At 70.3% G+C, this 14,871-nt stretch carries 13 protein-coding genes and 1 pseudogene; 7 read left to right on the forward strand and 7 right to left on the reverse strand.

Annotated elements, in window-relative coordinates; genetic code table 11:
• Nucleotides 1–32: 32 nt before the first annotated feature.
• Nucleotides 33–884 carry a sulfurtransferase gene (locus tag ATL45_RS03065; RefSeq protein WP_093157450.1) on the reverse strand — a complete coding sequence of 284 codons (852 nt, stop codon included), beginning with the start codon at nucleotides 882–884 and terminating at the stop codon, nucleotides 33–35.
• 123 nt (nucleotides 885–1,007) lie between these two features.
• On the opposite strand from ATL45_RS03065, the gene ATL45_RS03070 reads away from it, so the two are divergent.
• The 3 genes from ATL45_RS03070 (at nucleotide 1,008) to galE (ending at nucleotide 3,913) form a co-directional block, all read left to right on the forward strand.
• The gene (locus ATL45_RS03070) at nucleotides 1,008–1,703 is read left to right on the forward strand and encodes an iron-dependent transcriptional repressor DtxR (protein WP_093157448.1); all 696 of its coding nucleotides are present in this window, start codon (nucleotides 1,008–1,010) and stop codon (nucleotides 1,701–1,703) included.
• A complete protein-coding gene (gene galK, locus ATL45_RS03075) occupies nucleotides 1,700–2,878 on the forward strand; it encodes a galactokinase (RefSeq protein ID WP_093157447.1) in 1,179 nt (392 codons plus the stop codon). Before ATL45_RS03070 ends, galK begins: the two co-directional genes overlap by 4 nt.
• Nucleotides 2,879–2,950: 72 nt before the next feature.
• On the forward strand, nucleotides 2,951–3,913 hold the full coding sequence (gene galE / locus ATL45_RS03080) for a UDP-glucose 4-epimerase GalE (protein ID WP_093157445.1): 963 nt from the start codon (nucleotides 2,951–2,953) through the stop codon (nucleotides 3,911–3,913).
• 41 nt (nucleotides 3,914–3,954) lie between these two features.
• On the opposite strand, the gene ATL45_RS03085 is transcribed toward galE, so the two are convergent.
• Both ATL45_RS03085 and ATL45_RS03090 read right to left on the reverse strand, forming a co-directional pair.
• Nucleotides 3,955–5,070 carry a DUF4192 domain-containing protein gene (locus ATL45_RS03085; RefSeq protein WP_093157444.1) on the reverse strand — a complete coding sequence of 372 codons (1,116 nt, stop codon included), beginning with the start codon at nucleotides 5,068–5,070 and terminating at the stop codon, nucleotides 3,955–3,957.
• Between the two features lie 244 nt (nucleotides 5,071–5,314).
• Nucleotides 5,315–7,096 (reverse strand): Xaa-Pro dipeptidyl-peptidase, encoded by a 1,782-nt coding sequence (locus tag ATL45_RS03090; protein WP_093157442.1) that lies wholly within the window; start codon nucleotides 7,094–7,096, stop codon nucleotides 5,315–5,317.
• Between the two features lie 157 nt (nucleotides 7,097–7,253).
• On the opposite strand from ATL45_RS03090, the gene ATL45_RS03095 reads away from it, so the two are divergent.
• Nucleotides 7,254–7,553, forward strand: a complete 300-nt coding sequence (locus ATL45_RS03095) for a hypothetical protein (RefSeq protein ID WP_093157440.1) — start codon at nucleotides 7,254–7,256, stop codon at nucleotides 7,551–7,553.
• Nucleotides 7,554–7,634: 81 nt separating this feature from the next.
• Here the strand turns inward: ATL45_RS03095 and ATL45_RS03100 are convergent.
• From ATL45_RS03100 to ATL45_RS03115, 4 genes and pseudogenes are all read right to left on the reverse strand, one after another.
• Nucleotides 7,635–8,344: pseudogene (locus ATL45_RS03100) on the reverse strand (SDR family oxidoreductase).
• A 97-nt stretch (nucleotides 8,345–8,441) separates the two neighbouring features.
• Nucleotides 8,442–9,527, reverse strand: coding sequence for a methyltransferase (locus ATL45_RS03105; protein ID WP_093157575.1), 1,086 nt, complete (start codon nucleotides 9,525–9,527; stop codon nucleotides 8,442–8,444).
• A 264-nt stretch (nucleotides 9,528–9,791) separates the two neighbouring features.
• Complete coding sequence (locus ATL45_RS03110) at nucleotides 9,792–10,982, reverse strand: MFS transporter (RefSeq protein WP_093157439.1); 1,191 nt, start codon at nucleotides 10,980–10,982, stop codon at nucleotides 9,792–9,794.
• A gap of 72 nt (nucleotides 10,983–11,054) precedes the next feature.
• Nucleotides 11,055–11,651: a TetR/AcrR family transcriptional regulator gene (locus tag ATL45_RS03115; protein ID WP_093157437.1), complete on the reverse strand. Its 597-nt coding sequence runs from the start codon at nucleotides 11,649–11,651 to the stop codon at nucleotides 11,055–11,057.
• A gap of 180 nt (nucleotides 11,652–11,831) precedes the next feature.
• Here ATL45_RS03115 and ATL45_RS03120 point away from each other — a divergent pair, with 180 nt between their 5' ends.
• The 3 genes from ATL45_RS03120 to ATL45_RS03130 all read left to right on the forward strand — a co-directional run bounded on the left by ATL45_RS03120 (nucleotide 11,832) and on the right by ATL45_RS03130 (nucleotide 14,858).
• Nucleotides 11,832–12,758, forward strand: coding sequence for an NAD-dependent epimerase/dehydratase family protein (locus ATL45_RS03120; RefSeq protein WP_093157436.1), 927 nt, complete (start codon nucleotides 11,832–11,834; stop codon nucleotides 12,756–12,758).
• Between the two features lie 131 nt (nucleotides 12,759–12,889).
• The gene (locus tag ATL45_RS03125) at nucleotides 12,890–13,306 is read left to right on the forward strand and encodes a hypothetical protein (protein WP_143121735.1); all 417 of its coding nucleotides are present in this window, start codon (nucleotides 12,890–12,892) and stop codon (nucleotides 13,304–13,306) included.
• 271 nt (nucleotides 13,307–13,577) lie between these two features.
• Nucleotides 13,578–14,858 carry an aspartate aminotransferase type Ic gene (locus ATL45_RS03130; protein ID WP_177242055.1) on the forward strand — a complete coding sequence of 427 codons (1,281 nt, stop codon included), beginning with the start codon at nucleotides 13,578–13,580 and terminating at the stop codon, nucleotides 14,856–14,858.
• Nucleotides 14,859–14,871 lie beyond the last annotated feature (13 nt).

Below are 14,871 nucleotides of genomic sequence, written 5' to 3' on the forward strand. Positions count from 1 at the left end.
TCCAAGCCACTGCGCTGTTCCGCGTCGATCGTTCAGCCCACCTCCTCTCCAGTTGCGGCCGGACGGTCCGGGTCCGCCGACCAGTTCGACCACGAGCCCGCGTAGAGCGCGGCCGGGCGCTGCGGATCGGTCACGCCTGCGTGTTCCAAGGCGAGCAGCACCGAGCACGCCGTCACACCCGAGCCGCAGTAGGCCCCGATCGGTCCGCCGGCATCGACGCCGAGAGCGGCGAAGTGCTCGGCCAGGTCTTCAGCCGACCGCCACCGCCCGGAGTCGGTCACGTGCGCGGAGAACGGCGCGTTCCGCGCACCGGGGATGTGCCCGGCCCGCGGGTCCATCGGCTCGACGTCGCCCCGGTAGCGCTCGGGCGCGCGAGCGTCCAGCAGGGTGCCCTCGCGAGCCAGCCCGGCTGCGCCGTCGGCGTCCAGGACCGGCATCGATCCCGGGCGGACCCGGAAATCACCCTCGCTCGGCTGCGGCTGCTCCGTCGTGGTCGGCAGTTGCTCCGCGACCCACACCGCGTAGCCGCCATCGAGCACGGCCACCTCACGGTGCCCGGCCCAGCGCAGCAGCCACCAGGCACGAGAGGCCGCCGAACCGTTGTCCGCGTCGTAGACGACCACCGGCCGGTCCGAGTCCACTCCGGCACGCCGCAGGACCGCTTCGAGGTCCTCCGGCTCCGGCAGCGGGTGGCGGCCGGCCGTGCCCGGTGCGGCGGCCAGTTCGGCATCCAGATCGACGAACACCGCACCCGGCAGGTGGCCCTCCTCATAAGCCTCGCGCCCGGGCGGCCCGAGCAAGGACCAGCGGACGTCGAGCAGGGTCGGGGGTGCCTGCCCCCGCAACGCGGTCATGAGATCATCGGTACTGATCAAAGGATCCACAGGACGGCCTTTCGTAGCCCGGCGACGAGGTCGGTCGAAAATCCTGGCAGTCAACTCCCCGACCGCTGACCGCTGTCGCCCGGGGCGACTAGCATCGTGGTTGGGACTGAATGGGGAGCCGACGTGAACGATCTCATCGATACCACTGAGATGTACCTCCGCACCATCTACGACCTCGAAGAAGAGGGCGTTGTTCCACTCCGTGCCCGAATTGCCGAACGATTGGAGCAGAGCGGCCCCACGGTGAGCCAGACGGTCGCCCGAATGGAACGCGACGGGCTGCTGACCGTCGCCGAGGACCGGCACCTCGAACTCACCAAGACCGGCCGCGCACGCGCCATCAGCGTGATGCGCAAGCATCGCCTCGCCGAGCGGCTCCTCGTCGACGTGATCGGCCTCGAGTGGGAGCACGTGCACAACGAAGCGTGCCGCTGGGAGCACGTGATGAGCGAAGCCGTGGAGCGCAAGCTCGTCAAACTGCTCGGCAGCCCCACCACGTCCCCCTACGGCAACCCGATCCCCGGCCTGGACGAGCTCGGCGTGGACCACGCCGAGGGCTCGGTCGACGGCGACCTGCAGCGGGTCGACGAGATCGCCCGCAACGGCGGAGGCCGCGCGATCATCCGCCGCATCGCCGAGCACGTCCAGCTCGACCCGGACCTGATGACCGAGCTGAAGGAAGTCGGTGTCGTGCCGGGCAAAGAGGTGGAGATCATGTCGGTCGTGGGGCCGAACAAGCCGATCGAGGTCCGGGGCGAGAACGGCAGCACCGAACTGACCTCCGGCATCGCGCACGCGGTCATGGTGCACGCCAAGTGACCTCGGCCGAGCGCGCGGCGGCATTGTTCGCCGAGGAGCACGGCAATGCCGCCGACGCGGTCTGGTCCGCACCTGGACGGGTGAACCTCATCGGGGAGCACACCGACTACAACGACGGGTTCGTGCTCCCCTTCGCCCTGCCGCACCGGACCGCGGTCGCGGTCCGGTCGCGCACCGACGGCCGGTTGTCCACGGCGACCTTCGGCAGCGACGGGCGGCTGCACCGCAGCCCCGAGATCGGCATCGACGAGCTGCGCCCCGGCTCCCCCGGCGGCTGGGCCGCCTATCCGGCCGGCGTCGCCTGGGCACTGCGCGAGGCCGGTTTCCCGCTCCGCGGAGCGGACTTGATGATCGTCGGCGAGGTGCCGACCGGTGCGGGCCTGTCCTCGTCCCACGCGCTGGAGTGCGCGACGGCGCTGGCCCTGCTCGACACCGCGAACGCCGCGCCAGGGCAACCGGGCGCGCCGACCCTCGGTGAGATCGCGCGCCTGGTGCAACGGGCGGAGAACGACTTCGCCGGGGCGCCGACGGGCCTGCTCGACCAGACCGCCTCGCTGTCGTGCACCGAGGCGCACGCGCTGTTCTTCGACGTGCGCACCGGTGTCGGCGAGCAGATTCCGTTCGACCCGGTCAGCGCCGGGCTGGAAGTGCTCGTGATCGATACTCGCGTGAAGCATTCGCACAGCGAATCCGGTTACGGAGAACGCCGCCGGGGCTGCGAGCGGGCAGCGGAACTGCTCGAGCGCAAGGCGCTCCGCGACGTGACCGCGGCCGAACTGCCGGCGGTGCTGCCGCAGCTTCCGGAAGAACTCCGCCCGCTGGTGCGGCACGTCGTCACCGAGAACGACCGGGTGCTGGCCACAGTGGACGAGCTCCGCGCCGGCCGGTACGCCGAGATCGGCCCGCTGCTGAACTCCTCGCACGCCAGCCTGCGCGACGACTACCGGATCTCCAGCCCGGAACTGGACCTCTCGGTCGATTCCGCCCTGGCGTCCGGCGCGCTGGGTTCCCGGATGATCGGCGGTGGTTTCGGCGGTTCCGCGATCGCGCTGGTGCCCGTCTCCGACCGGTCGAAGATCGAGCAGGCCGTCCTGGACGCCTTCGCCCGGGCGCACCTGGCCGCGCCCCGGTTGTTCACAGCGGTACCCTCCGCCGGGGCGGGGCGGGACCGGTGACCACCGGGCGACCGCTGCCGCTCGCCGGTCGACGGCGGCCGAACTAGAACTCGCACGGAAGGCAGTACCCACTTGAAGCTCCTCGTCACAGGCGGCGCCGGTTACGTCGGAAGCGTGTGCGCCGCACGCTTGGTGGAGGCCGGTCACGAGGTCGTCGTGGTCGATGACCTGTCCACCGGGCACGCCGACGCGGTCCCGGCCGGCTGCAAGTTCGTCGAGGCCGACATCGCCGCGGCGGCGAGCGAGCTGCTCGCGGAGCCGTACGACGGTGTGCTGCACTTCGCGGCCAAGTCGCTGGTCGGCGAATCCATGCAGGACCCGCAGAAGTACTGGCAGGGCAACGTCGTCACCTCGCTGAGCCTGCTGGACGCGATGCGCGAGCACGGCACGCCCCGCCTGGTGTTCTCCTCCACCGCGGCGACCTACGGCGAGCCCGAGGACACGCCGATCACCGAGGACACCGCGACGCGGCCGACGAACACCTACGGCGCGACGAAGCTGGCCATCGACCACGCGATCACCTCCTACGCGAACGCCCACGGCATCGGCGCGGTGAGCCTGCGGTACTTCAACGTGGCCGGCGCGCACGGCGCCTTCGGCGAGCGGCACACCGTCGAGACGCACCTCATCCCGATCGTGCTGCAGGTCGCCCTCGGCCAGCGGGAGCAGGTGCAGATCTTCGGCGAGGACTGGCCCACCGCCGACGGCACCTGCATCCGCGACTACATCCACGTCACGGACCTGGCCGACGCCCACCTGCTGGCCCTGGAGAACGCCGTCGCCGGTGAGCACCGGATCTACAACCTCGGCAACGGCACCGGGTTCTCGGTCAAGCAGGTGATCGACACCTGCCGTCAGGTCACCGGTCACCCGATCCCCGCCGAGGTCGCCCCGCGCCGCGCCGGTGACCCGGCGACGCTGGTGGCCTCGAGCCAGCGCGCGCGGGACGAGCTGGGATGGCAGCCGCAGCGAGCCGATCTCGATGTCATCGTGCGGGACGCCTGGAACTTCACCCAGCAGCGCCAGGGCGCCTGAGCCGGTCTTCCACAGCAGTCGGGTCTTCGCGTTGTCGTGCATCACCAGGTTCCCTCCTCTTCGAGCACGATCCGGGCGTCCTCGGCGGCGTCCCGGGCGATGATGGCCAGTTCAGCGGGCGGCAGGCCGGCTTCCATGGCCTGCCGCAGCAGGATGCCCAGCTGGTGGTCCGGCCGGGTCCGCTCGATCCGCTCGAGTGCGACACCGGCGAGCGCTCCCTCACCTCGCAGGTAGGCGGAGAAGGCCAGCAGCGCGGCGACCTCGGGCAGTTCCGGAGCCGGGGCGTTGCGGACCAGGGCGAGCCAGAGCTCCTCGGCCGCCCTGGCCGTTTCGCCCAGCGCGGTGCCCAGGGCGATGTCGCGCACCCTGGTGTCCGACACCGCCAGCAGCACCCGCAGGCGGTCGTCCTCGGTCAGCGCTGAACCGCTGGCCGCGCGCTGGACTGCCGCGAGCACGAGCTGCACGTCCCGCGCCACCCGGTTCTGGGCGTCGTCTTCGATGCGTTCCTCGGCCAGCACGTCGAGCTTGGCCGACCAGCGCGCGACGGCTTGGGGCGATTCGGGCTCGACCAGCGCGCGGAGTTCGTCCCGGCTGCCGAATGTCACCGCCCCCGCAGCGGCCATCGCCGCCGCGACGGGCGAGGACTTCGGGTCGGGAATCTCGCCGGAGCACTTCGGATCGGAGTAGCAGTGCCATCGTGCACCGGCCTGGATCTCCGGTGCCCACATGGCGTGGACGGTCACGATTCCGGCCCGGTGGAACGAATCGCGCAGCATGTCGATCAGGTCGGCGTGCGGCGGACCGGTGTCGTTCTCGTCCACCTCGGGCCCGTTGAGCAGTGGCCTGCGGCAGGCGCCGGCGCAGTTGTCGTCGCAGGCGGCCACGTTCGGCTCGGCACCGACGACGACGAGCATGACGGCTTCTGCCCGCTGGCTCCCGAGCGGCCCGGACAGCAGGTGCTCGCCGAACCCGCAGATCTGCATCGAGCAGGGCAGGTCCGTGCGCAGCGTGACGCCGAATCTCGGGGTGAACGCGAGGTCGTGCAGCGTCAGCACCACGAGCGAGTCCGTCGGGTGGAATCCGAGCATGTGCGGCACGGCGGCCAGCACGTCGGCGGGTTCGGTCAGCGAAACGGTGGTGTTGAGTCGCGTTGTCATGCCACCACGATGGACGCCGAAACCCGTTGCGGAAAGGCATTTTTCGGAATCTGTTGACTAAGTGGTCCGCTGTGGACAACTCGGTCGAAGAACGTCAAAAAGTCCACTGTGGTGTGACGACTGCAAGGGTGACGGCGATCGTCCGACCGGTGAATGCGCTCCGCGACTGGCCAGCAACGCGAGCAAGCATCAAAACGGGCAGCCGGAGCCAGCACTCCGACTGCCCGTCGAACGACCGGGGCCGCTACCCGATGGACCCGACCAGCGGCAGCGTGATCGCGGTCCGGGACAGCTCCAGCGACAGCCCGGTTCCCGGCTTCGGGCGCAAGGTGAAGTCGTGGTCGCTGGACAGCACGACGATGCCGAGGCGGTGCCCCGGGGCGAACACGTAGTCGTCGGGCTGCATCGCAACCTCGATCTGGTAGGTCTGCCCCGGCTCGATCGGCGAGGTCCGGTCGATCGCGTCCCGGTTCTGCGGGTCGGCCCAGCCCCGGGTCACCACCGACACCGAGCCGTCCGGCGCCTGGTCCACCAGCAGCGCGGTCACGTTCGCCGCCGGGCGGTCGAAGGCCAGGGCGAGCGACGCGCGCACCGTTCCGCTGACCCGGGCCCGCTCCGCCAGCGGTTCGCCGAAGTAGGCCAGCCGGTTCGGCGAGCTCGGTGCCGCCGCGAGGTCCTCGGCCGTCCGGGTGGCGTCGTCGCGCAGCGATTCGACGGCCCGGTGGGGGCTGCTCGCCGTCGTCAGCCCGCCTCGGTCGGAGCCGCCGGGAGTGGGGCGCAGGGTCGCTTCCGCCGCCTGCGGCGCCGGCCACTCGGCTTCCTCGACCCAGCTGCCGTCCTCGCGCTGCACGGTGGCCCGCGGTTCGCCCTCGACCCCGTTGGGAACCTGGTACAGGTAACGCGTGAACCAGCGGTTCAGCTCCCGCAGCCATTCCTCCTTGCGGAGCCCGAGCGGGTCGGTGTGCCCGGACTGGTGCCACCAGATCTTGTGCGGCACGTCGCGCTCCCGCAGCGCCTCGTACCACTGGGCGGCCTGCCCGGTCTTCACGTTCCAGTCGTTGAGACCGTGCACCGCGAGCACGGCAGCGCGGACGTCGTCGACGTCGTTGAGGTAGTTGCGCTCGTCCCAGAACGGGCTGTAGTCGCCGGTGATCCGGTCCTGATCAGCGGTGATCTGGTCGATGACCTCCCGGCACGGCTCGCGGTCGGCGCGGGTGTGCACGAACTTCGCGAGCACGTCGGCGTCCTCGCCCTGGTAGCCGCCCGGCGCGACGACGGCTCCGGCGCCGCGGTAGTAGTCGTACCAGTTGGAGATCGCGCCGATCGGCACGATCGCCTCCAGCCCGTCGACTCCGGTGCTGGCCACCGCGTTGGGCAGCGTGCCGTTGTAGGAAACGCCCATCATCCCGACCTTGCCGGTCGCCCAGTCGGCCTTCGCGGGCGCACCGCCTGCGTCGTGGCCGGGGGCCCGCGAGTTCAGCCAGTCGACGACCGACTTCGCGCCGATCGTCTCGTTCTCGGCCCCCGTGGTGGGGCACCCGGTCGACTCCCCGGTGCCCAGGGATTCCCCGTAGACCACGGCATATCCCCTGGACAGCAGGTATTCCTCGTAACCCCAGCGGATGTCGGCGGCCGCTGACATCCGCTGGTCACCGGCGGCGGTGCGCAACGACCGGTGGCCCGGCTGCTCGGGTACGTGCAGCTCGGTGTCGACGTTGTGGTTGGGCACGTCGTTGCCACCGGAGAAGTAGGGACTGGCCTGGTAGACGACCGGTACGCGCAGGCCCCGGTCGGTCTCCTTCGGCCGCACCACCTGGACGTGCACCCGGTCGTCCTGCCCGTCGTGGTCGCTGTCCACCGGCGCGGTCACGAACAGGTCCTCGCGCACCGCTTGCGCCGGGTCGAACACCGGCTGCGCCTCGCCGTCCTCGAAGACCGGGCCTTGCGGTGGTTGCGCCGCCGCGGGCAACCCGCTCAGCGGTAGGACGCACAACGCAGCCAGCAGACCCATCCGAACGCGCCGCATGCAGGCTCCCGGAACTCCGAAGGGACAAGACACCAGCACATTTCTTAGCGCGAAATGCCCGGCAGGGCACCTTCCGGGCGGGTTTGCGCCAGAACCTCCCGATCCCGGCCCGGTAGAGTCGCGGGAGCAAGCCCGCAGCCAGCTGCAAGGAGTGCGCATGGCCATCCCGTCCAGCCTGCTGACCTCGGCCGGATTGATCGGCGGCTTCGCGGTCGCCCGCGCGTCCAAGCACCGGCATTGGGGCGGGGCGGTGGCAGCATGCGCAGGCCTCGCCGCGATGGAGACCTGCCGCCGCCGGACCGGGATCGGACCGGCCCTCGCGCTGGGCACCACCTACGCGGCAGCGCTGGCCGGATCACATCCGCTGGCCAAGGGAATCGGCGCGTGGCCTGCGGTTTTCACCGTCACCGGCGCGACCGCGGCCGCCGCGCACCTGTTGTCGAAGCGCCGCGGCTGAGCACAGGCACGCGAAGCCCGGCGCGCACGTTCACCGGCTCCGCTCGGCGAGGAACTCGGCGAAGGTGACGCCTCCGACGGCCTAGTCCGGAGCGAGATGACCGCCGCGTCGGTAGCCGGCCACGACGGCTCCCGGCAGTCGGATCGGCAGGACCAGTCGGCGGCGGCCGGTCGCGGCCAGGTAGGTGCGCGCGAGGTCGCTGTGGCCGCGGATCTCCGGGCCACCCATGTCCGGGACACGACCCGCCGGAGCGCCGGTCGCGATTTCGGTCAGGCGGGCTGCGACGTCCCGGACGTCGATCGGCTGGAAGTTCACCCCCGCGAGGGTCACGATCACAGGTGACCGGCGCTGCAGCGAGATCGTGCGGGCCACCAGGTCGTGGAACTGCGTGGCCGCAGGATCGTCCAGGGCAGCCCCGAGTTCCTCACGCGTTCTTCGGCTTCGAGCTTCGCCCGGTAGTAGAAGAGCGGCACCCGGTCGACGCCGACGATCGAGATGTAGACCAGGTGCGGTTCGCCGTTGCGCCGAGCCGCACCGATCAATCGTTCCGTCGCGGCTACGTCCTTGCTGCTCAGCGTCGTCGCGCAGTGCACGATCACGTCGACGCCCGAGGTCGCCGCGTCGATGCCTGCACCGGTCCGCAGATCTCCGGTCGCCCATTCGCGCGCAGTGCCGGTCGAGCCGGGACGACGGCTGAGCACCCGCACGTCCTGCCCGGTATCGAGCAGTCGCTGCACGACGACGCTGCCGAGCGTGCCCGTCCCACCCGTCACCAAGATCGGTTTCCGCACTCGCCCTTTCCTTCCCGTCGGTTCGGATGAGACGGGTCGGGGGCGTGGAACGTGACATCCGCGGGTGCCGTGCTGGACGACACCCGCGGATGCCCGGTCAGTTCTCCGGCCGTGCGAGCCGCCACAGAGAGATGATCTCGCTTGCGCGCGCGGCGTGGAACGGATCGCCGGAAGCCGCCGCCTTCGGATGCCGGGCCCCGGTGTCCGATCTGGCGAGGACGCGGAGTCCTGCTCCGCGAACCGCGTTCAGCAGGTCGGATCGGGTGCGCAGGCCGAGGCGTTCAGCCAGATCGGAGAGGATCAGCCACCCTTCACCGCCCGGTTGCAGATGATCGGCCAGTCCGTCGAGGAAGCCCAGCAGCATCCGGCTGCCCGGGTCGTAGACCGCGTGGTCGAGCGCCGAATGCGGCTCGGCGGGGATCCACGGCGGGTTGCACACGACCAGCTGCGCGCGTCCCGGCGGGAAGAGATCGGTCCGGACGGCTTCGAATTGCCCGGTGAGTCCAAGTCGTCGTGCGTTGTCCTCCGCACAGCGGATCGCCCGGGCAGAGCTGTCCGTGCCCACCACCCGGGGCACGCCGCGGCGGGCGAGAACCGCTGCCAGCACGCCGGTTCCGGTACCGATGTCGAACGCGGTCCCGACCGGCGGCAGCGGGGCATCGGCGACCAAGTCGACGTACTCGTTCCGGGTCGGGGCGAACACTCCGTAGTGCGGGTGGATTCGCGCGCCGAGCGCGGGCACCGAGACGCCCTTCTGCCGCCATTCCCGCGCGCTGATCACGCCGAGCAGCTCTCGCAGCGGAACGACGTACGGTTCGTCAACCGCCCCGTAGACGTCCTGGCAAGCAGCGCCGATGTCCGGCGCACGGCGCAGCGCCAACACGTGGCCGGGCTCAATTCTCACCAGAACGAGCGACAACGCTCGTGCCCGGCGCGATTGCTCCCGCCGGTGGTGGACGAACGCTTCGGCTACTGACGAGGGGCGTTGCGGCGACCGCCGCAGCCTGCGGGAGAGCGCGGCGAGCAGTTGGCGGGCCTGGTGGAAATCGCCTCGCCACAGCAAACCGGTTCCCCGGCATACCAACTCGCACGCCCGCTTCGCCGACATCCGGTCGTCGGCGTCGACGAACCGGGCCGGTGGTTCCGCGCCGTTCGCCGACAGCCAGCGGCCGGTTCCGGGCATGATCTGCTGCGCGCGGGCAGCATCGATTTCAGGGAGGTGCACGAACCGCTCCTGCTGATGCGGTAGATGCGGCTCGGCGCGAATCGCGCTTCGAGCCGCATGAAGAGGAAGGTGGACGATCAGGTACCGACCCGTCGACAGGTCGGGAGAGGTCCGGAACTAACCGACCACAGCAGCATGAACAGGTGCCGTCACGTCGTGAAGGCTAGTGCACCTGCGGTGTGCCGGGAACAGGAACCCGGCACACCGCAGGACTCCGCGCCGCTACACCGTGGTCGCAGGCTGTGCGCTGTCGACCGGTTGGGCGGGACTGTCGGCCGCGCGGCGGCTCACCAGGTCGGGAACCAGCGTCAGGACTCCGACCACCGCGAGCGCCGCCCCCAGCCACAGCGGGGCGCGCAAGCCGAAGTGGCCGATGGCCACTCCCCCGCCCCAGGAACCGATCATCACGCCGATGGTGATGAACGAGGAGTGCACCGTGTTCACCAGCGGACGCGCATTGGCGGTTCGGTGCACGCGGGTGATCATCGCCGGGTTCATCGTCACCCCGACCAGGCCGATGCCCAGCATGAACAGCACCGCGGCGACGCTGAGGTGCGCCAGCAGCGCGAATCCGGTCAGGAAGCCCACGTTGAGCACCAGTCCGATGAGCAGGACCCTGACCGGGTAGCGGTCGGCGAACCGGCCGACGATGGTGTTCCCGACGACCGTCGCGGCGCCGTAGGCGACGAGCAGCAGCGGGACGGTCCCGGTCTGGAAGCCGCTCACCTGGGTGAGGATCGGGTTGAAGTAGCTGAACGCCGTGAACGTGCCGCCGATGATGAACATGCTGGTGAGCAGGACCAGCCACAGCTTCGGCTTGCGGAAGACGCCCAGCTCCTGCCGGAAGTCGCCCTCCTCCTTCGCGCTGTCGAGGTCGGGCACGCCGGCGAGGGTGCACAGCGCGGCGACGACGGCCAGCCCCGAGATCGTCCAGAAGGCCGCGCGCCAGCCGAACTCCTCACCGACCAGTGTGGACAGCGGCATGCCGAGCAGGGTGCCCAGCATCAGCCCGTTCATCACCACCGCGAAAGCCCGGCCGCGGATCTCCGGACGGGTCAGCTGCGCGGCCAGCGACAGCGCGACCCCGAAGAACGCCTGCGACGCCACACCGGTGGTGACGCGGGCCACCACCATCACGCCGTAGCCCACCGCGGTGGCCGCCAGCAGGTTGCCGAGGAGGAAGATCGCGAAAAGGGACAGCAGCGCCCTTCTCGGCCGGATCTTCAGCAGGACGATGTTGAGCAGCGGCCCGCCGAAGGCCATCGCCGCGGCGAAGGCGGTGATCAGGTATCCGATCTGCGGAATGGTGGCACCGAGCCCGGTGGCCATCTGCGGCATCAGCCCGGCCACCACGAACTCGCTGGTCACCATGGCGAAGATGCCCAGGGCGAGAATGTAGACCGCGCGAGGCATTGTTCTCCCTTGTTTTAGATAGATCAGTACAAAATTGGCGCAAAGTTCAGCCAGCCGCCCACCCGCACCGACTCAGCAGGTCAGGGCGTCCATTGCCGCTTCCGCGATGGAGGACAGGACGGCCTGACCGGCACCCGCCTGGCTGGCGATCCGCATCCCGCCGATCACCGCGTTGACGTACGCGGCGAGCGCAGCCGCATCACGCGTGGACGTGATGCTCCCGCTGCGCTGCCCGGCCTCGATCACCATCCGCAGCGAGTTCAGGCGACGCTCTGCGTCGCGATCGAGGACCTGAGCCGCTTCTGCGTCCCGTCCAGCGAGCTCCACGACCGTGTTCACCGTCAGGCAGCCGACGCTGCGCCCGTCCCGCTGGTTCTCCAGCTCCGAGTCGACGACCACTCCGAACAGCGCGCGAATCCGCTCCAGCTCGGAATGCCCAGCGTCGTCCAGGATCTCCAGCTGGTTCGCCGTCGTGGTTTCGACGTAGCGGACGAGCGCTCGGATGAACAGGTCGTGCTTGCTGCTGAAGGTGTTGTAGATGCTGCTGCGACCGAGGCCGGTCGCCTCGCACAGATCCTGGGTCGACGTCGCCTCATAACCGTTCGCCCAGAAAGTCCGCATCGCGGCTTCCAGCGCACGGTCCTCGTCGAACAGCCTCGGTCGCGCCATGCGACGACCGTAACAGGTTATGAAATGAGCTGTCCAATACCCCGCCTGTCACATCCCGGAGCCCCCGCTCGTCCTCCCAGCGACCGAGACCGAAGGGAACGACCTGATGACAACGCGTGCTCGACTCCCGCGGAACGCCCCGACCCCGTCAGCGACCGGCTTCCAGCGGGAGGTGCGGCGATGAGGATCGTGCTCGCCGGAGCGACAGGGACGCTCAGCTCCGAACTGGTGCCGCGGCTGCTCGCCGCGGGCCACGAGGTCGTCGGACTCACCCGGACGGCATCCGGAGCGCAGCGGCTCCGCACCGCCGGGGTCACCCCCGTGGTGACCGACGTGATGGCCGCCGACGCCCTCCTCACCGCGCTCGACGGACGCACCGCGGACGCAGTGATCCACCAGGCCACCGCCATCACCCGGACACCTGCCTTCCACCGCGACCTGCACCCCACCGATGCCTTGCGCGACGTCGGCACCCGGAACCTGCTGCGCGCCGCGAAACGGCTCGGCGCGCGCAGGTTCGTCACCCAGTCGTTCTTCCTCGGCTACGGCTGGCGCGACCACGGTCCGGGGCTGCTCACCGAAGACCACCCGTACGCCGAGCCGGAACGCGGCCCCTTCGGGCACCACATGCGGTCACTGCGGTCCAATGAGGACCAGGTGCTCCGGTCGCCGGACCTCGAAGGAATCGCCCTGCGCTACGGCCTGTTCTACGGACCCGAGCCGGCCACCCGGAAGATGCTGGAGCTGACCAGGAAGCGGCAGCTCCCCATCCCCCGCCCGGCCGCGACCCTGCACCCGATCCACATCGCCGATGCCGCCTCCGCCACGGTCGCCGCGCTCGAGCGCGGCCGAGCGGGCCAGGCGTACAACATCGTCGACGACCAGCCCGTCGACATGGGCGACTACCTGGCCGCGCTGGCCGAGACCGCAGGAGCACCGCCGCCGCGCCGGGTCCCCGGCTGGCTGTTCCGGGCCGTGCCCTACATGCACTCCCTGCTGGTCGGCACCCGCATCGGGCTCGACAACAGCAAGGCCAAGCGAGAGCTGGGCTGGGCCCCGGAATACCCGACCTACCGGGACGGCCTGCCGTCGACAGTGGACCGCTGAACCGCCTCCCCCGGATTCGGCACCGCTCGCCCGGATCCGGGTGGAGCGGGGCGGAAAATGACGTGCGCCGGGCATCGGCATCGCGCTACGGTCTGCACACCGCCGATCACCCAGCCACCGCGGAGCACACCATGCCCGACGAACACCTCACCGAGATCCGATTCGGCATCTACGCGACCCCGGACGATGCCGCCAGGATCACCGAGGGATGCGGCGCGGTGCTGCGCGAGAGCGGTGTGGCGCACGAACTTTCGCTCACCGGACCGGAGCGGACTGCGTCAGCGGAGGACATGCCGCTCACCGAGGTCTACGACGAGCTGCCCGAGCAGTGGCGACTCCAGCACTCGGCCACCGATCCCGGTTCCCGGCGCATCCACGAGATCCGCATCGGCCTGGCGACCGGCCACCCGGAGAGCGCCCCGATCCGCGACGCGCTCACCCGCGTCATCTGCCCGGATCCCGAGCACCCGAGCCCATGTCCGATCCCATGGTCATCGAGTTCCGAGGCCGCCGGGGAGCGGCAGTACGGACACCTGCTCCGGCGTTGAGCACCGCTCAGCACGGGCTCGCGCTCCGGAGAACCGGGCAAAAAGGCGGGATTCCCACAGGCTGCGGGTCCACTGCTCTGTGGACTCGCAGCGGACATGTGTTCAGGAACACGAACGCACCGAGCTCTGCGAGATCAGTTGGCAGCGCAGAGTTTCCGCGGGCGCGTCGGCGTGCGTGCGCGGATGCGACCCGGTGCCGTCCGAAGCGCCGCGAGCAGGTCATTAGGCTGTGCAGGTGGCCCGTTCCACGATTCACGGCGAAGGGACTCCGGTGAACGCTCCAGCATCGACCGTCGAAGAGCTGACCACCCAGCGCGATCGCGCCCAGCAGGACCACGCGGCCCTGGTCGCGCGCGGCCTGAAGCTGGACCTCACCCGGGGCAAGCCGTCGCCGCGCCAGCTCGACCTCGCCGACGACCTGGTGGACCTGCAGGGCCCGCTGACCTCCGCCGCAGGCACCGACCTGCGCAACTACGGCGGGCTGCAGGGCCTGCCCGAGCTGCGCGCGATCTTCAGCGACGAACTGCAGGTGCCGGTGGAGCAGCTGCTGGCGGCGGGGAACTCCAGCCTCGAACTCATGCACGACGCGCTCGTCTTCGCGCAGCTCGGCACCCTCCCCGGTGGCCAGCGCCGCTGGGTGGACGAGCCCGAGATCGCCTTCCTGTGCCCGGTGCCCGGCTACGACCGGCACTTCGCGCTCTGCGAGCGGTTCGGCATCAAGATGATCCAGGTCCCGATGACCCCGGACGGCCCGGACATGGACGTCGTCGAGCGCCTCGTCGCCGAGGACCCGAAGGTGAAGGGCATCTGGTGCGTGCCCAAGTACAGCAACCCGGACGGCACCGTCTACTCCGACGAGACCGTGCGCCGCTTGGCCGCCATGCCGACCGCCGCCCCGGACTTCCGGATCTTCTGGGACAACGCCTACGCGGTGCACCACCTCACCGACGAGGCCGCTGAGATCGCCGACCTGCTCGCGCTGTGCGCCGAGCACGGCAACGCCGACCGCGCGTTCGTCTTCGGCTCCACCTCGAAGATCACCTTCGCGGGCGGTGGCGTCGCCTTCTTCGGCTCCTCCCCCGCCAACATCGAGTGGTGGCAGGCCGCCACCGCCAAGCGCAGCATCGGCCCGGACAAGATCAACCAGCTCCGGCACGTGCGCTTCCTCCGCGACGCCGAGGGCCTGCGCGAGCACATGCGCAAGCACGCTGCGCTGATCCGCCCGAAGTTCGACGCGGTCGACAAGATCCTCACCGCCGAACTGGACGGCACCGGGCTCGCCTCGTGGACCAAGCCGGCGGGCGGCTACTTCATCAGCTTGCAGGTTCCCGAGGGCTGCGCTCGCGCGGTGGTCGCCAAGGCCAAGGAGGCGGGCATCGCCCTCACTCCGGCCGGTGCGACCCACCCCTACGGCGACGACCCGACCGACAGCGTGATCCGCATCGCGCCGACCTTCCCGGACCAGGCGGAGCTCGAAGAGGCCATCACCGGCCTGACCACCTGCGTCCGCCTCGTCGGCACGGAGAAGCTCCTCGCCGACCGCCAGAGCTGACCGGCAGCGGGCC

Origin of the sequence: Saccharopolyspora antimicrobica (assembly GCF_003635025.1) — a bacterium.
In the GTDB taxonomy this organism is placed as follows: domain Bacteria; phylum Actinomycetota; class Actinomycetes; order Mycobacteriales; family Pseudonocardiaceae; genus Saccharopolyspora; species Saccharopolyspora antimicrobica.